We start from the raw sequence: 23,384 nt of genomic DNA on the forward strand, positions 1-23,384 counted from the left end.
TGCCAACAGCGATTGCGCGGATTCATTCCTGACGCGTCTGTTATGCCTGCGGCCGCCTCTGGGCCAAAGTGCTACAAGACCGTTAAGCCTCGATTAACCCTGTTTTTGCCGCCAAACCTAGGATTTGGCGAGTCTTTTAGCGGTTCCAGCCGTGGCCGTCCGCATGTTTCTTTCATCACATGCTCTTCTGGAGCCGGCCAGACAGCTCGCCAAAACCCTCGATCAGGGCCTCGGTACCGTCGACTTCCCCTATCCGAGCCTTGACGTCACGCAGCCACGCCAAATTGGCCTCGCTGGGATCCTCCCCCAAGGCCAGCTCGGCGTCTTTCAGCTCTCTAAGTAGTGAATGCCATTGCCGATGCAAGGCAACCAGCTGGTGCCAGGTGGCAAGAACGTCGTCCCTCGCCGCGCCCTCGCGGGCGGCCCACACCGCCTGGGTCGTGATGACATTCTCAACCCTTTGAAGAGTTTGAGAAAATCCGCCCTTTGCGAGGTCACCGCGCATCTTTTCAGCCTGCTCGCCGGGGTCCGGCGAGTGGTGATGGTCGTTGGCGAAGGCGGCGATGATGCCGGCCCGGAGCTTGTGGGCCTCGGGATGGGCCAGTTCCAGGGCGGCGACCTCCTCCAGATGCTCGTGCAGCAGCCAGGGGTGGTTGATCAGGCATTGCAGGATCAGCGCCTCCCGGCGGGAGATGGCGCTGCGCTGGCCTCGCAGGATCGGGCTTGCCGCCAACTGCGGGCTCGCCGCCTGGTAGGGGCCGGACGGTAGCGGGATGGAACCGGGCGCGCCGCGGCGGCCGCCGCCGAAGCCTTGTCCACCGAATCGATTCGCCCCGCCTCGCGGCTGGAACGGGCGGCCGCCACCGGGGCGGAAATTGCCCCGGCCGCCAAAGCCGCGGCCGCCTTCGGGCGCGAAGGTGCGTTGCAGCCGCTCGACGAAGTCGTCGCGATAATAGCGCCGCACCACCTCGTCGCGGATGCCGTTCGTGAGCTCCCTGATGCGGGCCTCCAGCGCGGCGCGCCGCTCGGGCGTGGCGAAATTGCCGCCCTCGAGCTCGCGCGACCAGATCATGTCGGCGAGCGGACGGGCAGCGCCGATGACCTCCTCGATCGCGCCGCGCCCGCCCGAGCGCACGAGATCATCGGGGTCCTGCCCTTCCGGCAGCAGCGCAAAGCGAAGACTCTTGCCGGGCGCGAGGAACGGCAAGGCAAGGTCCGCAGCACGATAGGCCGCCTTCTGTCCGGCGCGGTCGCCGTCGAAGCAGAGGATCGGCTCGTCCGCCATCTTCCAGAGCAGCGCGAGCTGGCTTTCGGTGAGCGCGGTGCCGAGCGGCGCGACGCTGCCGGCAAAGCCCGCGGTGACCATGGCGATGACGTCGACATAGCCTTCGACCACGATCAGCGGACTGCCGTCATGGGTGGCTTTGCGCGCGGTCTGGTGGTTGTAGAGATTGTCGCCCTTGTGGAAGAGCGGCGTCTCCGGCGAATTCAGGTATTTGGCCGGAACGTCCTTCTCCAGCGCACGCCCGCCGAAGGCGATGACGCGGCCGCGCAGATCGGTGATCGGAAACATCACGCGATCACGGAAGCGGTCGTAAGGAACGGGGATGTCGTCGCCGCCGATCAGCAGACCGGTCTCGATCATGTCCTCGACGGAGATTCCGAGCTTGCCGAGATGCTCCTTCAGCGCGAAGCGATCGGGCGGGGCATAGCCGAGACGGAACTGCAATTGCGTCGCCGGCGAAATGGCGCGATCGGCGAGATAGCCGCGCGCTTTCGCGCCCACGCGCGAGGCCAGCGTCTCGGCGAAGAATTTCGCCGCGAGATCCATCACCTCATATAGCGAGCGCCGCCGCTGCTCCTCGCGCGCGGCGTTGGGCGTCACCGCCGGCAGCGGCAGGCCCGCCATATTTGCAAGCCGCTCCACCGCTTCCGCGAACGGCAGGCCGTCGGTCTCCATCACGAAGTTGATGATGTCGCCGTGCTTGCCCGAGGAGAAGTCGTGATAAAAACCCTTCTGGTCGTTGACGTAGAAGGACGGCGTCTTCTCCTGCTGGAACGGCGACAGCCCCTTCCACTCGCGCCCGGCCTTCTTCAGCTTGACGCGCTTGCCCACGACCTCGGAGACCGAAAGCCGGGCACGAAGCTCGTCGAGGAACTGGGGCGTGAAGCGCATGGGGCGAGTTTAGCCGAGCGTTTGAGTCGGGCGAAGGATCAGGGATATAGGGACGGCCCGGTCAAAGGCCAGGTTTGTCGGGCTTATCCGCGCTGTTCACAGCCCTCCGTCATTCGGGGCGCCCCGAAGGGGCGAGCCCGGAATCCATCGAGCCACTGGAATGCTGGGAGAAATGGATTCCGGGCTCGCGCTTCGCGCGCCCCGGAATGACGAGCCACTTGAACCGCGCCCGGTTCCACGCTTCCATACCGCCATGTTCAGGACCTTTCGGGGCGGCCAGACCGGGGGTTGGCGGGTGATCTCGCTCTCGCCTGTGACGGGCGAGTCCCTGCCCTTCGTGCCGGCGCTGTCGGTGACCGACAGCGAGGCCGTCTCGTTGCCGCTGGTGCCCTCGCGCAATGCCTGGCGGCTGGTCGGCGTCGCCAGCAGCCTGCGCTACACCGAGCGGGCCGAGAAGCAGCAGCTCGTCGCCGTGCAGGCTGGCCTCGGCCGGCTGGAGGCCACCAGCGCGGCACTGATCCCGATCCGCAAATCGCAGGCCTGGTGGGAGCTGACCCAGGAAGAGCGCCGCAAGATTTTTGAGGACAAGTCGCACCACATTGCCAGCAGTCTTCGTTTTCTGCCCGCGATCGCGCGCCAGCTCTATCATTGCCGCGACCTCGGCGGCCCCTTCGATTTCCTGACCTGGTTCGAATTCGCCCCCGTGCACGCCTCGCTGTTCGAGGAGCTGGTGGCGATGCTGCGGCGGACCGAGGAGTGGAGCTATGTCGAGCGCGAGGTCGACGTGCGCGTGGTCAAGGAAGTGCTGTCGGCTTAGAGCATGATCCGGAAAAGTGCGCAGCGGTTTTCCGAGAAGATCACGCTCGAGAATATCTAGCGATCAAGGAAGCGCCCGGACTCGATGCGCGGCAGATCGGTAACCGGCCAATTGTAGACGTAGGTCCAGGCCTTCCCGGTGGTGCCGTCGGGCAGCGTCACCTCGATCATCTGCCGCAGATATTCCGTCGGTTCGGGAAAGCCCTCGCCGCAAGCCTCGTACATGTCGAGCTCGCGCAGGAGCTCGTCCGGCACGCGCAGCTGAAACAGCTCACCATGGACGATGTCCGACGGCGTCTCGGAGAGCAGCAATCCCGGATAGTGCTTCACCAGAACGAGCCGGCCGCGACAGGTGGCTTCACTGATGAATTCCGCATGGCCGGCCAGCAGCCGCGCCATCGGGTGGTCGAAGCCGCGCATCAGGGTGCCGTAAACGAAAAGTCGATCCGAGCTCATGCCGTTCCAACGTTGCGGCGTCGGTGCGATACCGCTACTCCGTTTACACAGTTTGTCATTCCATAGGCAAATCAGGATGGCTTTGGATATAGCCGACGCAACCGACCAGCTGCTCGGCGAGGACGACATTCCGCCCGTGCATGAGGTGAATACGGCAGGGACATCGCCGTTCCTGCTCACCGCGGACCATTACGGACGGGTGCTGCCGCGCGCGCTCGGCGATCTCGGCGTCGCGGATACCGATCTTGTCAGGCACATCGCCTGGGACATCGGCATCGCCGGTGTCGCCGAGCGGCTCGCCGAGATGCTCGATGCGCATCTGATCGCGCAGCGTTATTCGCGGCTGGTGATCGACTGCAACCGCCCGCCCGGCGTCGCAAGCTCGATTCCCGTGATCTCCGAGGCGACCGCTATCCCCGGCAATGAGGATCTGTCGGCCGCGGCCAAGGAGATGCGCCGGCGCGAGATCTTCGATCCTTATCACGGGCGGATTGGCGCTGCGATCGATGCGCGCATCAGGGCGGGCAGGCCGACGGTGCTGGTGGCGCTGCACAGCTTCACGCCGGTCTATTACGGCGAGCCGCGGCCCTGGCACATCGGCACGCTCTATCACCGCGACACCGTGCTGCCGCGGCTGATGCTGCAGCATTTGCGGGCCGAGAGCGCGCTCGTCGTCGGCGACAACCAGCCTTATGCGGTGAGCGACATCACCGACTATACCATCCCCGTCCACGGCGAGGCGCGCGGCCTCGTCAACACCGGCATCGAGATCCGCCAGGACCTGATCGCCGACGAGGGCGGCCAGCAGCAATGGGCCGAGCGGCTGGCGCGGATCCTGCGCGAGATCGAGGCCGCGCTACGCGAGCAGGGAATGAGTTAAGCGGTCACTTCGCCCGCGTCAGTGCCAGCCAGATGCCGCCGCCGATCATGAAGCCGCCTGAGATGCGCGACACCATCCGCGTGCGCCGCGCCGAGAAGAATTTTCGGGCGCGCCCGGCGGCAATCGCGTAGAGCGCATCGGTCATCACCGCCGTCACCATGAAGGTGGCACCCAGCAGCGCGACCTGCGGGAAATGCGGCTGGCTCATGTCCATGAACTGCGGAATGAAAGCGCCGAAGAACACCAGCACCTTGGGGTTCGACAGCAGCACCAGGAATCCCTGCAGGAAGAAGCCGCCGCGCGGCGGCGGAGGCGGCGCATCGACATCGACGCCTTCGACCGGCTCCCAGATCAGCTTGATGCCGAGCCAGATCAGATATGCGGCGCCGGCAAAGCGCACCCAGTCGAACCAATAGCCCATGGTCGCCATCAGCGAGGTCAGGCCGATCGCAACGATGCCGATGACGATGGCAAGCCCGGCCTGCGCGCCGGCCACGTTGATGAGCGCCGCACGCGTGCCGTGGCGCAGGCCATTGGCGATGACGAGGGTGACGATCGGTCCCGGCAGCAGCGCCAGCGCAATGCAGGCGGCGACGAAGGCGAGGTAGGCTTGCATGGACATCATGGGAGGGACTCGCTGAAGGCGGTTTCGCCGCATTAATGCATGGCGAGCGCTGGAACGGAAGATGCGTCAGTCGCTCCAAGCCGATCCCTTGACATGCAACCATTTAGTTGCCTATTATCGCCGCCATGGATGAGGTCTTCAAGGCGCTCGCGGATAGCTCGCGACGTTCGCTGCTCGACAGGCTTCACGCCAGAAACGGCCAGACACTGAACGAGCTCTGCGAGGGGCTTGCGATGACGCGACAGGCCGTCACCAAGCACCTTGCCATCCTGGAGGAAGCGAACCTCATCACCACCATCAGGCATGGACGCGAGAAGCTGCACTACCTCAACCCGGTGCCGATCCATCAGATCGGCGAACGCTGGATCAGGAAGTTCGAGCGCAGCAAGCTCGCCGCGCTCAACGAGCTGAAACGTCAGTTGGAGAACGGCGACGAGTGAGTCCGCTCAACGAAGGATTTGATGCACGATGAACCTCGATCAATTCAAGCCGCTGACCGTCTACACCATCTACATCGCCTCGACGCCCGAGAAGGTGTGGGAGGCGCTGACGTCCGCCGAGTTCAGCCGGAAATATTTTTCCGGCTTTGCGGTGGAGATGGAGCCGAAGCTCGGCGGCAGTTTCGTCGTGCACGCGCCCGACGGCTCCGAGCACATCCGCGGCGAAGTGTTCGAATACGATCCGCCGACGAGGCTCACGGTGAGCTGGAACGTCAATTGGCCGGACCTCGTGGAAAAGCTCGGCACCACCATCGTCACCTACGAGATCGAGCAGGCCGGCGAAGCCGTCCGCCTCACCCTGAGCCAACGCCACGACCGCGAGCTCAGCGACGACATCCTTTCCGGCGGCCGCACCGGCTGGCCCGCGATCCTCTCCGGATTGAAGAGCCTGCTGGAGACCGGCAAGGCGCCGCATATCGAGATGTCCCCGCCGGTGCGGTTGCTGGAGGCGCTGAAGGCGATGGGGATCAAGGTGCCTTGAGCGAGGCAATCTCCGCTGTCGTCCCGGGGCGCGCGAAGCGCGAGCCCGGGACCCATAACCACAGGATGAAGTTTGGCGAAGACTCGTGGTTACGACTTCGCGCCCCAACTTCTCCCTGGGGTTATGGGCCCCCGCCCCCGTGCGCAACTGCGCACTAGGCGGGGGCGACGGCCTACACCGGCGCCACCAACCGGCGGTACAGATGCCATGTCGCATGCCCGAGCACCGGCAGCGTGACCACCAGCCCGAGAAAATAGGGCAGCGCCGAGACGATCAGCAGCATCACGATCAATGCGGCCCAACCGATCATCGGCAGCGGGCTCGTCACCACCGCGCGCACGCTCGTCACCATGGCCGTGACGAAATCGACCTCGCGATCGAGCAGCAGCGGGAACGACACCACGGTCAGCGAGAACAGGATCAGCGACAGCACGGCCCCGACCGCATTGCCGATGGCCAGGAACAGCAGGCCCTCGCTGGTCGTCAGCACCACCGTCATGAATTCCTGCAAGCTCGAGAACGAGGCGTTGAGGCCGAGCAGCAGCGCGATCAGGAGCCGCACCTGGTACATCCAGACCACGAACACGAACAACGTCACGAAGGCCATCCAGCCGATCTCGCTGCGCGAGCGGATCGCGGACCAGATCGCAGCGAACGAGACCGGCTCGCCGCGCTCGCGGCGCCGGCTGACTTCGTAGAGGCCGATCGCAACGAACGGTCCGATCAGCGCGAAGCCGGCAGCGAGGGGATAGACCAGGTAGACCATGCCGAAGGCAGTGAGACAGAGCATGATGACGATGCCGCCGGCGGCATAGAGCGCGCCGAAGCAGAGACCGTAGAGCGGCAGCGCCTGGAAATCGCGCAGGCCCTCGACCAGCGCCTCGGCGATGTCGACCGCCGCCACGGGACGCACCACCGGATCGACCTTGCCCGAGATGGACATCAGCTTCCTCCGCACATCGGCGCGATCTTCGTCGCGCGCATGCCGCGATATTAGCGCCGCCGCGCGGCGGCGCAACTTGATGCCGGCCGGCGCGAAGGGTGGCAGTGACAAGACGATGCTCGCACGGCGAAATCGTTAGCCTTTCGCGCGATTTTTGCAACGCCCGCTATGGACGGGGCAGATGATCGTGCCGCAAATTGCACCTCCGAATACCGCCGCCCGAGAGCCGATCGCCCACCGATGAGCCTGCGTACCCGGTTACTTATCCTCGTCATCGCGGCCATGCTCGTGCCGGCGATTCTGGTCGGGCTGCGCTTCGTGCAGAACCGGACGAGCGAGATCGACGCGGCGCTGGCCAATCTCGCCGCATCCGCCGACGACATCGCCAGCGATCTCGGCGAGAAGATCCAGGGGACTGCCCAGCTTCATTACGGGCTCGCCCGCGCCCGCGACCTCGACACGCGCGACAAGGCGGCATGCTCGGCGTTTCTGTCGGATGTCCGCGAGGAATATCCGCAGTTCACGGGTATCCTGACCATCGATCCCGACGGCAGGCTGTTCTGCGACTCGCTGCGGACCAACCGCACGCTCGACCTGAACGACCGCGGCTATTTCAAAGAGGTCCAGACTCTTCACGGCCTCGTCGCGGTGGAACCGGTGTTCGGCCGCCTCACCGGACTGTCGGTGCTGCAGATCGCCTATCCGGTGCGATCGGATACGGGCGCGCTGAAATTCGTGCTGCTGGCCTCCTTCAACCTGAACAAATTCGCGGAGTTTCACGACAAGCGGCTGCTCGCCGAGAAGGACATCCTGCTTGTCGACGCCAAGGGCACGGTCCTGGCCGCCCCCAAGCGCGGCGGCTGGAGCGTACCCATCGGCGACTCCATTGCGGGCTCCGACCTGTTCCGCTTCGCGGCAGATCCCGACGGCGAACCATTCCGGGAGATCGCCGATCGCGACGGCCGCACGCAGATCTGGGGCGTTGCCCGCTCGCCCGCGATCCGCAAGGCCGGACTCTATATCTTGGTGGGGCGGTCCAAGGACGGACTGATCGCGGCAGCGAACCGCCGGCTTTACGAGGACATGGCGATCCTGGCGGTGGCCTCGCTGCTGCTCCTCGCCGGCCTCTGGATCCTCACGACGGTGAGCATCGGACGGCAGGTCGGGCGGCTCGCTGCCATGGCGAAGAGCCTGGGGCACGGCGATCTCAGCGCGCGCATTCCGGAGCCCCACCCGGGGGGCGAGCTCGGCGGGTTGATGACGCTGCTCAACAGCACGGCCGAATCGCTCGAGCAGCAGCGCGCCGCCATCGCCGATCTCAGCCACAAGCTCAGCCAGTCGCAGAAGATGGAAGCCATGGGCCAGCTCACGGGCGGCGTGGCGCACGATTTCAACAATCTCCTGACCGTCATTCTCGGCAATTCCGAGCACCTCGCCGACAGGCTTGCAGGTAACAAGGAATTGCACCGGATCGCCGACGACATTGCGACCGCCGCCGAGCGGGGTTCCGACCTGACGCGGAGCCTGCTCGCCTTCGCGCGCAAGCAGCCGCTGCGGCCGCGCGAGATCGACATCGCCGAGCAGGTGACCGGCATGAAGCAGCTTCTGCAGCGGACCCTGGGCGAGCACATCGAATCCAGCTTCACGTTCGCGCCGGATCTCTGGCTCGCCAGCGTCGATCCCGGCCAATTGGCGACGGCCGTGCTCAACCTCGTGCTCAACGCGCGCGACGCGATGCCTGACGGCGGCAAGCTGATGGTCGAGGTGCGGAATGCATCGCTCGGTGAATCCGACCTCGACGTCAACGGCGAGCCGCGGCCCGGCGACTACGTCATGCTGGCCGTGAAGGATACCGGGTCCGGCATGAGCAGCGAGGTGTTGCAGCGCGCGTTCGAGCCGTTCTTCACCACCAAGGAGGTCGGCAAGGGCACCGGCCTTGGCCTCAGCATGGTCTACGGATTTGCGCAACAATCCGGCGGACTCGTGCAGATGCAGTCCGAACCGGGTCAAGGCAGCGTGGTCAGGCTGTTCTTTCCTCGCCTGCCGACGTCGTCGAGCGAGGAGCCGTCACCGGCAGCGCGTGTCGCCGCACCCGAGGGATACGAGACGATCCTCGTCGTCGAGGACGACGACATGGTGCGCGCCTATGTCGAGAACGAGCTGAAGGCGCTCGGCTACCGCGTCATCACGACGGCAAACGGACCCGCGGCGCTGGACGTGCTGCGCCAGTCCGCGGACATCCAACTGCTGTTCACCGACGTCGTGATGCCCGGCGGCATGTTCGGGCCGGAGCTGGCGAGGCAGGCCGTTCAACTGCGGCCTGGCCTCAAGGTGCTCTTCACGTCCGGCTACAGCCAGGATCCGGTCAAGACGCCCGACGGGATCGACGCGCGCATTCTGACCAAGCCGTTCCGGCGCAAGGAGCTCGCCGCAATGCTGCGCGCGGCCCTCTCGGAGCCGCCGCGCTAGATCAGGACGCGATGGTGAGCTGCAGCGCCACTGCGAGATTGGCGGCGAACAGAGCCGCATCGATCACGAAGATCCGGAGCATCGGGCCCTTCAACACCGGCCAATAGGCCACCCCGACGCGGCCGCCGCGCATCAGCACCGGGACGTTATAGGCGAACTGGCTGAAATGGCAGGCGGCAAAGAACAGGAACAGCGCGAGCTGCGCTTCGACCGGTTGAAAGAAGGACGGACGGGCGGCCAGAAGATAGAGCGACAAGAGCCCGATCGGCAGATTCATGCCGCCGAGAAACGCGACGCTCGCTGCAAGGGTCGGCGCGATCGGATTGCTGCGCTCCTCTCGCGGCAGCAGGATCTTCAACGTGTTGGTTTGCGCGATGCTGAACTGGATGAACGCGCCCACGAACCAGAGCGTGTTGAGAAGCAGGACGATATCCGAAAATCGCATGGTCATTTTCCGTAGAAGGCTTCGCTGCGCACCACACGGCCCGCATCGTCGAAATCCATGAACTCGCTGGCGCGCGTATCGCCCAATTGCCACCACACCGTCAGTCGCGCGATCGCCTCGTCCCAGCTCCAGTCAAGGATCTTCAGGTCGGCGCTTTCGATGTGGCCGTAGGCTTTCCGCCAGTAGGCGCGAATGTTCTCGGCGCCGGTGACGGTCGGAGACCCCGTCAGGGTGAGCGCGAGAGGGCTGCGCATCTGCGCATCGTCGGCGAAATGGGCGACGACCGCGTCGATGTCCACTTTGCACCAGTTCGCGCACCATGCCGCGACGAAGCTTGCAGCGGCCGCGCGGTCCATTGCCTGTCCGCTCACGACACGGATCCTCCCTTCGGCTTGTGGCCCGGAAGGTGGCAAAGCGCGCGCCTCATGTCAACTATGTTGACTTGAGATTTCGGTCAGTTGTTGTCGGCGATCGCCTCCATCACGCCGATCCATCCGGCCGCACCGCTCGCCCCGGCGCGCGCGAACGCTTCGCGCAGGACCTGGCGCTCGTGGTCCGAGGCCCGTTGCTCGATGCGCCGCCCCGCTTCCGTCAGGCGCAGCAATTTCGAGCGGTGCTGCTCCGGCGCCCGCTTCGAGGTCAGGAGCTTGCGCTCGAGGAGCAGATTGAGCGGCCGGTTGAGAGCCTGCTTGGAAATGCCGAGGATCTCGATCAGCGCTCCGATGGCGATGTCGGGCCGGCGCGCCACAACGTAGAGGATGCGATGGTGCGGACGCGACAGGCCCTGCTTGGCCAGATATGTGTCGGCCTCAAGCGTCATGCCGCGCCAGCCGTAATACATGAGCTCCAGCGCCGTATCGAGCTCGTGCAGCTTTGCAAGCGAGGCGCGGTGAAGCCCCGCGGCTTGAGACGTCTTTGCCATGATTGGAAGCTAGCCTCTCGCCCGCAGCTCGCGGCGCAGCACCTTGCCGGTCGCCGTCATCGGCAGCGTCTCCGTGAACTCGACGAAGCGCGGATATTCGTGCGCGGCGAGCTGCACCTTGACGAAGTCCTGAATCTCGCGCGCCAGCGCGTCGCTGCCGGAAAAGCCCGGACGCAGCACGATCCAGGCCTTGATCGATTCGGTGCGGATCGGATCGGGAATGCCGACCACCGCAGCCATTGCCACCGACGGATGTTTCATCAGCGTGTGCTCGATCTCGGAGGGGCCGACGCGGTAGCCGGCGGTGGTGATGACGTCGTCCTCGCGGCTGACGTACCAGAAATAGCCGTCCTCGTCCTGCAGGCCGAGATCGCCTGTGAGCAGGAAGTCGCCGGCATATTTCTTGGCGGTCGCCTCCTTGTTGCGCCAATATTCGAGCATGGTGACGGGGCACGGCTGGCGCACGCCGATGATGCCGCGCTGACCCCGCGGCAATTCCTCGCCCTTGTCGTTGACGATGCGGACATCGAAGCCCGGCGTCGCCTTGCCCATCGAACCCGGGCGGATCGGAAACAGGTTCGCGTTGCTGCCGATCACGAGGTTGCACTCGGTCTGGCCGAACACCTCATGCGCGTCGACACCAAACGTCGCGCGCACCCAGCCGAGCAATTCACCCCCGAGCGATTCGCCGCCGGTGAAGATGCTGCGCAGCTTGACGCCGGAATGCTTGACGCCGGCCTGCCGCATCAGCTTCAGCGCCGTCGGCGGCAGGAAGACGTTGCGGACGGCAAGATCGGCCATCATCTGCATCGCCGCTTGCGGCTCGAATTTCCGCGCGCGATGGCCGACCAGGGGAATGCCGTGGTACCAGAACGCGAGCAGACCGTTGATGAGCCCGCCGATCCAGGCCCAATCCGCCGGCGTCCACATGAGATCGCCGGGCTTGGGCAAGAAGTTGTGGCACATCTCCACGTTCGGCAGATGGCCGAGCACGACACGATGCGCATGCAGCGCGCCCTTCGGGTTACCCGTCGTGCCCGAGGTGTAGATGATCAGGGCGGGATCGTCGGCCGAGGTGTCCGCGCGCGTAAAGTCGGGCGAAGCGGCCTTTACCGCATCCCAGAACGATGTCGTGCCGGCGGGCACTCGCGCGCCGGCGATGTAGACGTTCCTCAGCTCCGGCAGGCGGTCGCGGATCTTGGACAGCTTTTCCCAGCCGGCTTCGTCGGTGACGATCGCCTTGGCCTCGGAGTTCGACAGACGGAATTCCAGCGCGTCCTCGCCGAACAGGGCGAACAGCGGGATCGAGATTAGGGCCGAGCGAAACGCCGCCATGTGCACGATCGGCAATTCCAGCGACTGCGACAGGAACACCGCGACGCGGTCGCCCCGCACAAGCCCGTCCGCCCACAGCACATTGGCGAAGCGGCGCGACATCTCCGCGATCTCGTCGAAGGTGGTGCGGCTGGTGGCGCCGGTGTCGTCGACATAGATCAGCGCAAGCCGGCCGGTGCCGTCGGCATGGCGATCGCAGCACGCCTCCGCGATGTTGAAGCGCGCGGGGATATCCCAACGGAAGTTGCGGACGAGTTCGTCGTAGCTTGCGGCTTCGGTCAGCATGGGCTTGGTCGTCTTCCCGGTGTCTTGTTGTTATGACCCAGTCTAAAGCTGTGAGTGCTCGGAACAAGAGCCCCGCGACGTCATTCCGGGGCGACGCGTCAGCGTCGAGCCCGGAATCCATTGCGCAGCGTTTGCTGCGGCCCGATGGATTCCGGGTTCGCCCTACGAGCGCCCCGGAATGACGGCGTGGTTAGCGCACGGTCGCAAAAAACTTCCGGACATCGCGCACGAACAGCTCCGGCTGCTCGAAGGCGGCGAAGTGACCGCCCTTCTCCATCTCGCTCCAATGCGTGATGTCATGGAAGTTCAGCTCCATCCAGCGCCGCACCGGCGTGACGATCTCCTTGGGGAACACCGCGACACCCGTCGGCACCTTCACCACCGGCGTGGTGCGGCGCTTGCCAAAGCTCTCCCAATAGAGCCGCGCCGACGAGGTCGCCGTCTGCGTCGCCCAATAGAGCATGACGTTGTCGAGCAGCTCGTCCTTGCTGAAGATGTTTTCGGGGTGGCCATTGCAATCGGTCCAGGCCCAGAATTTTTCCAGGATCCAGGCCGCCTGGCCGCTCGGCGAATCCGTCAGGCCATAGCCGAGCGTCTGCGGCCGCGTCGACTGCTGCTTGGAATAGCCGGAGTCGAGATCGGCGTAGTGCTTGAGGCCGGCCAGCGCCCGCTTCTCCTCTGGCGTCGGCTCGCCCTCGACCTTCGGTGCCGCGTTGAAGGCGAGCGTGATGTGGATGCCGGCGCAATGAGTGGGGTCCTGCGCTCCGAGCGAGGTCGTCACCGCCGAGCCCCAGTCGCCGCCTTGCGCGCCATAACGCGCGTAGCCCAGGCGGTCCATCAGCTTGGCCCAGGTCGCGGCAATGCGATCGACGCCCCAGCCGGTGGTCCCCGGCTTGCCCGAGAAGCCGAAGCCAGGCAGCGAGGGGCAGATCACGTGAAAGGCATCGGCGGGATTGCCGCCATGCGCGGCGGGATCGGTGAGCGGCGCGATCACCTTCTGGAACTCGACGATGGAGCCGGGCCAGCCGTGGGTGATGATCAACGGAAGCGCCGACGGCTCCTTCGCGCGCGCATGAATGAAGTGGATGCCGAGGCCGTCGATCTCCGTGGTGAACTGCGCAAAGCGATTGAGCTTTACCTCGCGCGAGCGCCAGTCATACTCGTTGGCCCAATAGGTGCAGATCTCCTGGATCCATTTCAGCGGCGCGCCCTGGCTCCAGTCGTCGACCAACTCGGCCTCCGGCCAGCGCGTGCGGGCAAGGCGTGACTTCAGGTCGGCGAGGATGTCGTCGCCGATGGCGATGCGAAACGGATTGATGGCGGTCATCGGTTGCTCCCGATTTGTTTCTGCCGGGAGAGTAGACCGAACCTATGCGACATCAAAGGTGCCCCTTCTCCCCTTGTGGGAGAAGGTGGCGCGAAGCGCCGGATGAGGGGTCTCTATCCGCGTGAACTACTGGGAGAGGATCGCTCGCGGAGAAAGACCCCTCACCCGTCTCGCCGCTACGCGGCGAGCCACCCTCTCCCACAAGGGGAGAAGGGAAGAAGCTAGCCCGACAGCGCTGCCTTCACGAGACCAGACGCCTTGCCAAAATCCATCTGGCCCGCGTATTTCGCGCGCAGCACGGCGATCACCTTGCCCATGTCCTTCATGCCGGCAGCGCCGGTCTCGGCAATCGCATCCGCGATCGCCTTCTTCACGTCGTCATCGGACATCTGCTTCGGCAGATACGCCGAGATCACCGCGATCTCCTCGCGCTCCTGCGCGGCAAGCTCGGCGCGGCCGCCCTTATCGTAGAGCTCGACCGCCTCCTGACGCTGCTTGATCATCTTCTGCAGCACCGCGAGGATGTCAGCGTCCGACAACGGCGGCTTGCCGCTGCCGCGCGCGTCGATGTCGGCGTTCTTGATGGTCGAGTTGACCATGCGCAGCGTGGACAGCTTGCGCTCGTCCTTGGCCTTCATGGCCTCCTTGACCGCATTGTTGATGTCGTCGCGCAGCATGATCGTGATCCCTTCGATATAAACGCCTGATCTAGGCCCTTTGCGGCCGTCGCACAACCTGGCTCCCCAGCCATTCGGTCAGCGCCTGAACCGTCGCCTCCGGCTGTTCGGCTTGCGGCAGGTGCCCGCAGCGATCGAGAATCACGAGCCTGGCGCCGGCGATGCCTTCGGCCATCTCCTTGGAGAAGGCGTTGGGGATGGTGTTGTCGGCATCGCCCGTCAGCACCAGCGTCGGGCATGTGATCGTCGCCAGCAAGGGCCGCGAATCCGTCCGTGCGATGATCGCGCTCTGCTGCCGCAGATAGCCTTCGACGCCGACGTCCTCGTCCTGCGCATGCACGAGCCTGAGAATCCCGGCATCGTCGCGCCGCGACGGATGCACGAGCTCCGGAAAACTCTCCTCGCGCACGGCGCGCAGCTCGCCGCGTCTGGCGCGCTCCATCTGGGCACGGCGGCGCGCGGTGGCCTCCGGCGAGTCGGGCCGCGCCTGCGTGTTGATCAGCGCGAGTTTTGTCACGCGCTCGCTGGCCTGGCGCATGATCTCGAAGGCGATGTAGCCACCCATGGAATGGCCGGCGAGGGCGAAGCGCGGCGGCGCCTCGGCGAGGATGCGGCGGGCGATCGCAACCATGCTGTCGTCGCGGATGTGGTTGGCGACCGTCACCGGCCCGAAACGCCAGAGCGCAGGGATCACGGGCGCATAGATCCGGGCCGAGGACGCCAGCCCCGGAACCAGCACAATGGGGGTGGTCTGGTCCATTATTGCCTCGCAAGCCCAGGAAATTGCCGGAAATTGTGCGTCCGAGCTTAAGGGTGGGAGGAGGCCTGTCAAATATGCAAAAACGCATGTGAATCGGCCCTCTCTCGCTTTGACGTGCACACGCGGGGGGCTTATGAAGCGGGCTCATGACACAACATGACAACGATCCCGCTTGGCCGGACCACAAACCGACCGCGCTCCTCGTGCTTGCCGACGGCACGGTGCTGGAGGGCTTTGGTCTCGGCGCCGAGGGCCACGCCGTCGGCGAGGTCTGCTTCAACACCGCAATGACCGGCTATGAGGAGATCCTGACCGATCCCTCCTATGCCGGCCAGCTCATCACCTTCACCTTCCCGCATATCGGCAATGTCGGCACCAACGACGAGGATATCGAGACGGTGAACATGGCCGCGACGCCCGGCGCGCGCGGCGTGATCCTGCGCACCGCGATCACCAATCCCTCGAATTACCGCGCCACCAAGCATCTCGACGCCTGGCTTAGGGCGCGCGGCATCATCGGGCTCTCCGGCATCGACACCCGCGCGCTGACCGCGCTGATCCGCTCCAAGGGCATGCCGAACGCCGTGATCGCGCACTCGAAGTCTGGCGAGTTCGATTTGCACGGCCTCAAGGAAGAGGCGCGCGAATGGCCGGGCCTCGAGGGCATGGACCTCGTGCCGATGGTGACGAGCGGCCAGCGCTTCACCTGGGACGAGATGCCCTGGGCCTGGGACAAGGGCTTCGGCCGCCAGGACAAGCCCGAGTTCAACGTCGTCGCCATCGACTACGGCATCAAGCGCAACATCCTGCGCCTGCTCGCCGGTGTCGGCTGCAAGGTGACGGTGGTGCCGGCGACGACCCCCGCCGAAGACATCCTGGCGTTGAAGCCGGACGGCGTGTTCCTGTCCAACGGTCCGGGCGATCCGGCCGCGACCGGCAAATATGCCGTGCCCGTGATCCGCGACGTGATCAAGTCGGGCACGCCGACCTTCGGCATCTGCCTTGGCCACCAGATGCTGGGCCTTGCCGTCGGCGCCAAGACCAAGAAGATGCATCAGGGCCATCACGGGGCCAATCACCCGGTGAAGGACGAGACCACCGGCAAGGTCGAGATCACCTCGATGAACCACGGCTTTGCCGTGGACGAGACGACGCTGCCGAAGGGCGCGACGCAGACCCACATTTCCTTGTTTGATGGATCCAACTGCGGCATCCAGCTCGACGGCAAGCCGGTATTCTCCGTGCAATATCATCCCGAGGCCTCACCCGGCCCGCGCGACTCGCATTACCTGTTCCAGCGCTTCGCCGACCTGATGCGGCAGAGGAAGAGGGCGTAAGGCGCGTTCTCCACGGATACTTCACGACAAAAGCCCGGGCTCGCCCCGGGCTTTTCGTCATTCCGGGCGCGCGTAGCGCGAGCCCGGAATCCATCTGACAACAGACTTTGCAGTGTCATGGATTCTCTGATGCGCAATTGCGCATCATAGCTCGACGCTGCGCGTCGCCCCGGAATGACGGTGGAACGAGGAACGTCGCCGCACGCGTTTGGTTGATCCCTGCTATTCTTGCGCAGGAGCCCGTCATGTCCGTCGTCCGCGACAAGGCCGAGCCGCTCGCCATTGTTTTCGAGGATGACGGGCTCGTGCCGAACAACATCCTTCCGTTCCTGGTTTACCAGGGCGCGGTGAAGCTCGATCCGGGACACCCGGAAGAGACCATCGAAAACCTGTTCGAAGCGAACGGCTGGGGCGGGACGTGGCGCAACGGCGTCTACGATTATCTGCATTATCATGCGACGGTGCATGAGGTGCTCGGCGTCGCGCGCGGCAGCGCCCGCGTGCGTTTCGGCGGCGATCACGGCCAGGAGCTTCAGATCAAGGCCGGCGACGTTGCGATCCTGCCCGCCGGCACCGGACATCAATGCATCAAGGCGAGCGATGATTTTTGCGTGATCGGCGCCTATCCGCCAGGCGCAAAAATGGAGATCACGCGCGCAACGCCGGAGAACCATGCGAAAGCGCTGAAGACGATTCCGCAAGTGGCGCTGCCGCCCGCTGATCCCGTAACGGGAAAGGACGGCGCGCTGATGCGGCTGTGGCGGTAGCCACACGCGTGGTGCAGTAGGGTGGGTTAGCCAAACGCGTAACCCACCTCTTCTGTTTCCGCGGACAGAGACAGTGGTGGGTTACGCCTTGCAGATGCGCTTCGCGCTTCTGCGAGGCTAACCCACCCTACGCATCCCGTTACGCCTCGTTGCCGCCCTCCTGCCTCGTCGCTTCAAACAGGAACCAGGTCCGCCGCTCGGTCTCGTCGATGAAGTTCTCCAAAATGCTGGCGCTGGCGACGTCGCCGGCCTCGTCGCAGACGTCGTGCGCCTTGCGCATCGCGGCAGCGACGTGCTTGTTGTCCTGCATCAGCTCGCGCAGCATCTCGCGCGGCGGGACGTAGTCCTCGTTATTGTCCTTGATGGTCTGGAGCTTTGCGACCTGGCCGATCGACTTCAGCGTGGTGCCGCCGATCTTGCGGACGCGCTCGGCGAGCTGGTCGGTGGTGGCGAAGATCTGGTCGGACTGCTCGTCGAGCAGCAGGTGGTAATCGCGGAAGTGGCGCCCGCTGATGTGCCAGTGGAAATTCTTGGTCTTCAGATAAAGCGCGAACGCGTCGGCCAGAAGCACGTTGAGCGCCTCAGAGACTTTCTTGACCCCGTCGGGCGACAGATCCGTGGGGGTATCGAGTTCGGGCGAGACCTTGTTGTTGGTTTTGCTCACGGGAGACCTTCCTGTTAGGACGCGGACATTGACGGCGCGCCGCCGCACCCCTAACGCAAGGTGGGCAGCGCGGTTCCTAGATAGGAACCCCTGGGCGGGATACCAATGGACGATTGGATCGATTATTACGACTCGACGCATACGATCTATGTCAGCAAGCTGCATCGCAACTTGCACTTCCAGATCATTGCGCGGGACATCATCGGCTACATCCCCTCGCCCGATGCGACGGTGCTGGACTATGCCTGCGGCGAAGCGCTGTCGGCGAGCCAGGTGGCGGCCGCCTGCGGCATGCTGATCCTGGCCGAGCCCGCGCCGGGCGTGCGCGGCCGGCTGATCGCGCGATTTGCCCCAAACACCAAGATCCGCGTCCGCTCGCTCGAGGACGTCCGCAAGATGCAGGATCAGTCGATCGATCTCGTCGTGATGAACTCGGTCGCACAATACATGACGCCGGACGAGCTCGATGCGGCGCTATTGAACACCCGCCGCATCCTGAAACCCTCCGGCAAGCTGGTGCTGGGCGACATTCTACAGCCCAATGTCGGCATGGTCAGGGATGTGATGGCGCTGCTCGGGTTCGGCCTGCGTCACGGATTTCTGAAGGACGCGCTGATCGGGCTGATCAGCACCGCGCTGTCGGATTATCGCCAGCTGCGCTCGAAGATCGGACTGCAGCGCTACAGCGAGAACGAGATCACGGCCAAGCTGAAGGCGGCGGGCTTCGCGGTCCAGCGCGCCCACAGCAATATCGGGCACAACCGCTGGCGCATGACCTTCATCGCGAGGCCGCCTCTGGTCCGTTAAGCATAACGATCAGCTGAGGTGGCCTGGCGCACGCCGATCGGGAATAATCCTGATGGCCCGGTGGCGGAAATGTCTACGCGGGGGCGGTGCATCGCTCTTCATCCTGGTTCAAATCCAGGCCGGGTCTCCACGCTTCGCCCGTGTGGGGCTACGCGTGGCGCAGCCAGGCAAGACCCGAAGGGGCGAAGCGTGTCCGGCGTAGCTGGAGCATAGCGGAAGCGGAGACGGACTGCCCGCCCGCCCCGACGATGCCGGCAACGCACCGTCAAACCCCTGAAAATTGGCGGTTGATGGGCGTTTTTCGGGGTTTCGCCGCTCCAAAAACTGGTTTAAGACCCACCCGCGCGCGAGGGAGACCCCGCGCTCTCGCCAAATGGGGACGCGCGGCAAGCGCGCCCTTTTTTTGTGCCCAGATCCCAGCCCGTGAGCGGTGATGCCCAAACGAACCGACATCTCGACCATCCTGATCATCGGCGCCGGTCCCATCGTGATCGGCCAGGCCTGCGAGTTCGACTATTCGGGCACGCAGGCGGTGAAGACGCTGAAGGAAGAGGGCTATCGCATCGTCCTCGTCAATTCCAACCCGGCCACCATCATGACCGACCCGGAATTGGCGGATGCGACCTATATCGAGCCGATCACGCCCGAGATCGTCGCCAAGATCATCGAGAAGGAACGTCACGTCGTCCCCGGCGGCTTCGCGCTGCTGCCGACCATGGGCGGCCAGACCGCGCTGAACTGCGCGCTGTCGCTGCGCCGCCAGGGCACGCTGGAGAAGTTCGACGTCGAGATGATCGGCGCCACCGCCGATGCCATCGACAAGGCGGAAGACCGCCAGCTCTTCCGCGAGGCCATGACCAAGATCGGGCTCGAGACGCCGAAGTCTCGGCTCGCCAACGCCTCCGAGCTGAAGAAGTCGTTCCGCGAGAAGTACCAGGCCGAACGCGAGAAGCTGTCGGGCGCCGCGCTCGAAGAGCTCGATCGGCAGTGGACGCTCGGCGAGAGCGAGCGTCGCAAGCGCTACCAGGAATACGCCTTCGGCCAGGCCATGATGGCGCTGTCCGAGATCGGCCTGCCCGCGATCATCCGCCCCTCCTTCACGATGGGTGGCACCGGCGGCGGCATCGCCTACAACAAGGAAGAGTTCCTCGACATCATCGAGCGCGGCCTTGACGCGTCTCCCACCAACGAAGTGCTGATCGAGGAGTCCGTGCTCGGCTGGAAAGAGTACGAGATGGAGGTGGTGCGCGACAAGAAAGACAATTGCATCATCGTCTGCTCGATCGAGAACCTCGATCCGATGGGCGTGCACACCGGCGATTCCATCACGGTCGCGCCGGCGCTGACGCTGACCGACAAGGAATATCAGATCATGCGCGACGCCTCGCTGGCGGTGCTGCGCGAGATCGGGGTCGAGACCGGCGGCTCCAACGTTCAGTTCGGCGTCAATCCCGAAGACGGCCGCATGGTCGTCATCGAGATGAATCCGCGCGTGTCGCGCTCCTCCGCGCTGGCCTCGAAAGCCACCGGCTTTCCGATCGCCAAGGTCGCCGCCAAGCTCGCGGTCGGCTACACGCTCGACGAGATCGCCAATGACATTACCGGCGGTGCCACGCCGGCGTCATTCGAGCCGACCATCGACTACGTCGTCACCAAGGTGCCGCGTTTTGCCTTCGAGAAATTCCCGGGCGCCTCGACCACGCTGACCACCTCGATGAAATCGGTCGGCGAGGTCATGGCGATCGGCCGCACCTTCCAGGAAAGCCTGCAAAAGGCGCTGCGCGGGCTCGAGACGGGATTGACCGGCCTCGACGAGATCGAGATCGAGGGCCTCGGCCGCGACGACGACAAGAACGCGATCCGCGCCGCGCTCGGCACCCCGACGCCGAACCGCATCCTCCAGGTCGCCCAGGCCATGCGGCTCGGCTGGTCGAACGAGGACATCTTCAACTCCTGCAAGATCGATCCGTGGTTCCTCGCCGAGATGCGCGGCATCGTCGAGATGGAGGAGAAGGTCAGGAAGAACGGCCTGCCTGGCAACGCCTTCGGCATGCGCACGCTGAAGGCCATGGGCTTCTCCGACGCGCGGCTCGCCGTGCTGGCCGAGACGACGGAGGCCGAAGTCAAGGCGAAGCGCCACGCGCTCGGCGTCCACCCGGTGTACAAGCGCATCGACACCTGCGCGGCCGAGTTCGCCTCGCCGACCGCCTACATGTACTCGACCTATGAGGCGCCGTTCGCCGGCCTGCCCGCGGACGAGAGCGCGCCGTCCGACAAGAAGAAGGTCATCATTCTCGGCGGCGGTCCCAACCGCATCGGGCAGGGCATCGAGTTCGACTATTGCTGCTGTCACGCCTGCTTCGCGCTGCACGACGCCGGCTACGAATCCATCATGGTCAACTGCAATCCGGAGACGGTGTCGACCGACTACGACACCGCCGACCGGCTCTATTTCGAGCCGCTCACCGCCGAGGACGTGCTGGAGATCATCGCCAAGGAGCGCAGCAACGGCACGCTGCACGGCGTGATCGTGCAGTTCGGCGGCCAGACGCCGCTGAAGCTGGCGCGCGCGCTGGAAGCCGCCGAAGTGCCGATCCTCGGCACCTCGCCCGACGCCATCGACCTCGCCGAGGACCGCGACCGCTTCAAGCGCGTGCTCGACAAGCTGCGCCTCAAGCAACCGAAGAACGGCATCGCCTATTCGGTCGAGCAGGCCCGCCTCGTCTCCGCCGATCTCGGCCTGCCGCTGGTGGTGCGCCCGTCCTACGTGCTCGGCGGCCGCGCGATGCAGATCATCCGCGAGGAGAACCAGCTCAATGATTATCTGCTCGGCACGCTGCCGGAGCTGGTGCCGGCCGACGTCAAGGCGCGCTATCCGAACGACAAGACCGGCCAGATCAACACCGTGCTCGGCAAGAACCCGCTGCTTTTCGACCGCTATCTGTCGGATGCCACGGAAATCGACGTCGACTGCCTGTGCGACGGCAAGGACACCTTCATCGTCGGCATCATGGAGCACATCGAGGAAGCCGGCATCCATTCCGGCGACAGCGCCTGCTCGCTGCCGCCGCACTCGCTCGATGCGGAAATGATCGAGGAGCTGGAGCGGCAGACCCGCGAGCTCGCGCTCGGCCTCGACGTCATTGGCCTGATGAACGTGCAATACGCCATCAAGGACGGCGAGATCTACGTGCTCGAGGTCAATCCGCGCGCCTCGCGCACCGTGCCGTTCGTCGCCAAGGTGATCGGCACGCCGGTCGCCAAGATCGCCGCGCGCATCATGGCCGGCGAGAAGCTTGCCGATTTCAAGCTGAAGAAGGCGGCACTCAAGCACGTCGGCGTCAAGGAATCGGTCTTCCCGTTCGCACGCTTCCCCGGCGTCGACACTGTGCTCGGCCCCGAGATGCGCTCGACCGGCGAGGTCATGGGAATCGACCGCTCGTTTGCGGTCGCCTTCGCCAAGAGTCAGCTCGGCGGCGGCACGCGGGTGCCGCGTAAGGGCACCGTGTTCGTCTCGGTGCGCGAAAGCGACAAGACGCGCATCGCGGATGCCGTGCGCGAATTGCATTCGCTCGGCTTCAAGGTGCTGGCGACCTCGGGCACGGCGCGCTTCCTGACCGACCAGGGCATCCCGACCGAGAAGGTGAACAAGGTGCTGGAAGGGCGGCCGCACATCGTCGATGCCATCACCAATGGCGACGTCCAGCTCGTCTTCAACACCACCGAAGGCCCGCAGGCGCTGGCCGACAGCCGCTCGCTGCGGCGCGCGGCCCTCTTGCATAAAGTGCCATATTACACCACTCTTTCCGGGGCCGTGGCGGCCGCGCAGGGCATCCGCGCCTATCTGGGCGGGGACCTTGAGGTTCGTACCCTGCAGAGCTACTTTTCGGAAACCTGATCGCTAGCGGCAGCGAAGCTTCCGCTAAGTGATTGGCAATGAAGCCACAATGGCCGGAGGAACCGATCCGGCCAGGTGGCAGTTCTGTTCCGGCGCTAAAGCCCATATCTGTCAAGGTCCGGCAGCCCCTCTTTGGGCTCTGGAGGACTGACGAATCAAGGTTGCGGCGCCCATCCGCATTCTGGGGCGCACGATCGAAGGACGAGAGAGACGATGGAAAAGGTTCCGATGACCCAGGCCGGCTTTGTCGCGCTCGGGGAAGAATTGAAGCAGCGCCAGTCCGTGGACCGTCCGCGGATCATCGAGCATATCGCGGAGGCGCGCTCGCACGGAGACCTGTCGGAGAACGCGGAATATCATGCCGCGAAGGAAGAGCAGTCGCACAATGAGGGTCGCATCGCCGAGCTCGAGGACAAGCTCGCGCGCGCCGACATCATCGACATCTCCAAGCTCTCCGGCGACACCATCAAGTTCGGCGCCACCGTGACGCTGGTCGATGAGGACACCGAGAAGAAGACGGTGTGGCAGATCGTCGGCGAGGTCGAGGCGGACGCCAAGAAGGGCCGGATCTCGATCACCTCGCCGCTCGCACGCGCATTGATCGGCAAGAAGAAGGGCGCCACGGTCGAGGTCAACACGCCGGGCGGCGCCAAGGCGTACGAGATCACCAAGGTGGAGTGGCGGTAAGGACTTGCCGCTGCGTCTGCTGACGTTTCAAAAAGGCCGCGCAGTGCGCGGCCTTTTTGGCGTGTTGCTGGAGTTGTGGCGGACACACGTTCTCACCACACGTCATTGCGAGCGGAGCGAAGCAATC

Annotated in this window: 22 protein-coding genes; 10 read left to right on the forward strand and 12 right to left on the reverse strand. The window is 64.9% G+C overall.

Features of this window, described 5'->3' with window-relative positions:
- Nucleotides 1-175 precede the first annotated feature (175 nt).
- Nucleotides 176-2,176 (reverse strand): DNA primase, encoded by a 2,001-nt coding sequence (dnaG, locus tag I6F33_RS23470; RefSeq protein WP_225144268.1) that lies wholly within the window; start codon nucleotides 2,174-2,176, stop codon nucleotides 176-178.
- 253 nt (nucleotides 2,177-2,429) lie between these two features.
- Here dnaG and I6F33_RS23475 point away from each other — a divergent pair, with 253 nt between their 5' ends.
- Entirely contained in the window at nucleotides 2,430-2,993 is a 564-nt protein-coding gene (locus tag I6F33_RS23475) for a chlorite dismutase family protein (RefSeq protein WP_225126761.1), read from the forward strand.
- Nucleotides 2,994-3,049: 56 nt separating this feature from the next.
- Here the strand turns inward: I6F33_RS23475 and I6F33_RS23480 are convergent, their stop codons facing one another.
- Entirely contained in the window at nucleotides 3,050-3,448 is a 399-nt protein-coding gene (locus I6F33_RS23480) for a gamma-glutamylcyclotransferase (protein ID WP_225144269.1), read from the reverse strand.
- A 76-nt stretch (nucleotides 3,449-3,524) separates the two neighbouring features.
- Between I6F33_RS23480 and I6F33_RS23485 the strand changes: the two genes are divergently transcribed.
- Nucleotides 3,525-4,328 (forward strand): N-formylglutamate amidohydrolase, encoded by an 804-nt coding sequence (locus I6F33_RS23485; protein ID WP_225144270.1) that lies wholly within the window; start codon nucleotides 3,525-3,527, stop codon nucleotides 4,326-4,328.
- Nucleotides 4,329-4,332: 4 nt separating this feature from the next.
- On the opposite strand, the gene I6F33_RS23490 is transcribed toward I6F33_RS23485, so the two are convergent.
- Nucleotides 4,333-4,953, reverse strand: coding sequence for a LysE family translocator (locus I6F33_RS23490; RefSeq protein ID WP_081494564.1), 621 nt, complete (start codon nucleotides 4,951-4,953; stop codon nucleotides 4,333-4,335).
- Between the two features lie 125 nt (nucleotides 4,954-5,078).
- On the opposite strand from I6F33_RS23490, the gene I6F33_RS23495 reads away from it, so the two are divergent.
- Both I6F33_RS23495 and I6F33_RS23500 read left to right on the forward strand, forming a co-directional pair.
- Nucleotides 5,079-5,393 carry a helix-turn-helix transcriptional regulator gene (locus I6F33_RS23495; protein WP_036009566.1) on the forward strand — a complete coding sequence of 105 codons (315 nt, stop codon included), beginning with the start codon at nucleotides 5,079-5,081 and terminating at the stop codon, nucleotides 5,391-5,393.
- Nucleotides 5,394-5,421: 28 nt separating this feature from the next.
- Nucleotides 5,422-5,934 carry an SRPBCC family protein gene (locus I6F33_RS23500; RefSeq protein WP_225144271.1) on the forward strand — a complete coding sequence of 171 codons (513 nt, stop codon included), beginning with the start codon at nucleotides 5,422-5,424 and terminating at the stop codon, nucleotides 5,932-5,934.
- Nucleotides 5,935-6,106: 172 nt separating this feature from the next.
- Here the strand turns inward: I6F33_RS23500 and I6F33_RS23505 are convergent, their stop codons facing one another.
- Nucleotides 6,107-6,877 carry a DUF2189 domain-containing protein gene (locus I6F33_RS23505; protein ID WP_128264068.1) on the reverse strand — a complete coding sequence of 257 codons (771 nt, stop codon included), beginning with the start codon at nucleotides 6,875-6,877 and terminating at the stop codon, nucleotides 6,107-6,109.
- Nucleotides 6,878-7,117: 240 nt separating this feature from the next.
- Between I6F33_RS23505 and I6F33_RS23510 the strand changes: the two genes are divergently transcribed.
- The gene (locus I6F33_RS23510) at nucleotides 7,118-9,346 is read left to right on the forward strand and encodes an ATP-binding protein (protein ID WP_225114071.1); all 2,229 of its coding nucleotides are present in this window, start codon (nucleotides 7,118-7,120) and stop codon (nucleotides 9,344-9,346) included.
- 1 nt (nucleotide 9,347) lies between these two features.
- Here the strand turns inward: I6F33_RS23510 and I6F33_RS23515 are convergent, their stop codons facing one another.
- From I6F33_RS23515 to I6F33_RS23545, 7 genes are all read right to left on the reverse strand, one after another.
- On the reverse strand, nucleotides 9,348-9,791 hold the full coding sequence (locus I6F33_RS23515) for a hypothetical protein (protein WP_036030342.1): 444 nt from the start codon (nucleotides 9,789-9,791) through the stop codon (nucleotides 9,348-9,350).
- Between the two features lie 2 nt (nucleotides 9,792-9,793).
- On the reverse strand, nucleotides 9,794-10,147 hold the full coding sequence (locus I6F33_RS23520) for a nuclear transport factor 2 family protein (protein ID WP_036009556.1): 354 nt from the start codon (nucleotides 10,145-10,147) through the stop codon (nucleotides 9,794-9,796).
- A gap of 98 nt (nucleotides 10,148-10,245) precedes the next feature.
- A complete protein-coding gene (locus I6F33_RS23525) occupies nucleotides 10,246-10,713 on the reverse strand; it encodes a MarR family transcriptional regulator (RefSeq protein WP_225144272.1) in 468 nt (155 codons plus the stop codon).
- Nucleotides 10,714-10,722: 9 nt separating this feature from the next.
- Nucleotides 10,723-12,333 carry an acyl-CoA synthetase gene (locus I6F33_RS23530; protein ID WP_225144273.1) on the reverse strand — a complete coding sequence of 537 codons (1,611 nt, stop codon included), beginning with the start codon at nucleotides 12,331-12,333 and terminating at the stop codon, nucleotides 10,723-10,725.
- A gap of 190 nt (nucleotides 12,334-12,523) precedes the next feature.
- Nucleotides 12,524-13,660, reverse strand: coding sequence for an epoxide hydrolase family protein (locus I6F33_RS23535; protein WP_225144274.1), 1,137 nt, complete (start codon nucleotides 13,658-13,660; stop codon nucleotides 12,524-12,526).
- A 221-nt stretch (nucleotides 13,661-13,881) separates the two neighbouring features.
- Nucleotides 13,882-14,337 (reverse strand): GatB/YqeY domain-containing protein, encoded by a 456-nt coding sequence (locus tag I6F33_RS23540; protein ID WP_036009550.1) that lies wholly within the window; start codon nucleotides 14,335-14,337, stop codon nucleotides 13,882-13,884.
- A 31-nt stretch (nucleotides 14,338-14,368) separates the two neighbouring features.
- Entirely contained in the window at nucleotides 14,369-15,097 is a 729-nt protein-coding gene (locus I6F33_RS23545) for an alpha/beta fold hydrolase (protein WP_225144275.1), read from the reverse strand.
- 146 nt (nucleotides 15,098-15,243) lie between these two features.
- On the opposite strand from I6F33_RS23545, the gene carA reads away from it, so the two are divergent.
- Together carA and I6F33_RS23555 are read left to right on the forward strand one after the other, a co-directional pair.
- Nucleotides 15,244-16,434 carry a glutamine-hydrolyzing carbamoyl-phosphate synthase small subunit gene (gene carA / locus I6F33_RS23550; RefSeq protein WP_225144276.1) on the forward strand — a complete coding sequence of 397 codons (1,191 nt, stop codon included), beginning with the start codon at nucleotides 15,244-15,246 and terminating at the stop codon, nucleotides 16,432-16,434.
- A 245-nt stretch (nucleotides 16,435-16,679) separates the two neighbouring features.
- Nucleotides 16,680-17,201, forward strand: a complete 522-nt coding sequence (locus tag I6F33_RS23555) for a cupin domain-containing protein (RefSeq protein WP_225144277.1) — start codon at nucleotides 16,680-16,682, stop codon at nucleotides 17,199-17,201.
- Between the two features lie 139 nt (nucleotides 17,202-17,340).
- Here the strand turns inward: I6F33_RS23555 and I6F33_RS23560 are convergent, their stop codons facing one another.
- Nucleotides 17,341-17,865: a Dps family protein gene (locus I6F33_RS23560; protein WP_036009542.1), complete on the reverse strand. Its 525-nt coding sequence runs from the start codon at nucleotides 17,863-17,865 to the stop codon at nucleotides 17,341-17,343.
- Nucleotides 17,866-17,970: 105 nt separating this feature from the next.
- Between I6F33_RS23560 and I6F33_RS23565 the strand changes: the two genes are divergently transcribed.
- From I6F33_RS23565 to greA, 3 genes are all read left to right on the forward strand, one after another.
- Complete coding sequence (locus tag I6F33_RS23565) at nucleotides 17,971-18,672, forward strand: class I SAM-dependent methyltransferase (protein WP_225144278.1); 702 nt, start codon at nucleotides 17,971-17,973, stop codon at nucleotides 18,670-18,672.
- Nucleotides 18,673-19,105: 433 nt separating this feature from the next.
- A complete protein-coding gene (gene carB / locus I6F33_RS23570; RefSeq protein ID WP_225144279.1) occupies nucleotides 19,106-22,570 on the forward strand; it encodes a carbamoyl-phosphate synthase large subunit in 3,465 nt (1,154 codons plus the stop codon).
- 213 nt (nucleotides 22,571-22,783) lie between these two features.
- Nucleotides 22,784-23,257 carry a transcription elongation factor GreA gene (greA, locus tag I6F33_RS23575; RefSeq protein WP_036009537.1) on the forward strand — a complete coding sequence of 158 codons (474 nt, stop codon included), beginning with the start codon at nucleotides 22,784-22,786 and terminating at the stop codon, nucleotides 23,255-23,257.
- Nucleotides 23,258-23,384 lie beyond the last annotated feature (127 nt).

It is taken from the genome of Bradyrhizobium sp. BRP20 (genome assembly GCF_020194215.1).
Lineage (GTDB): Bacteria > Pseudomonadota > Alphaproteobacteria > Rhizobiales > Xanthobacteraceae > Bradyrhizobium > Bradyrhizobium yuanmingense.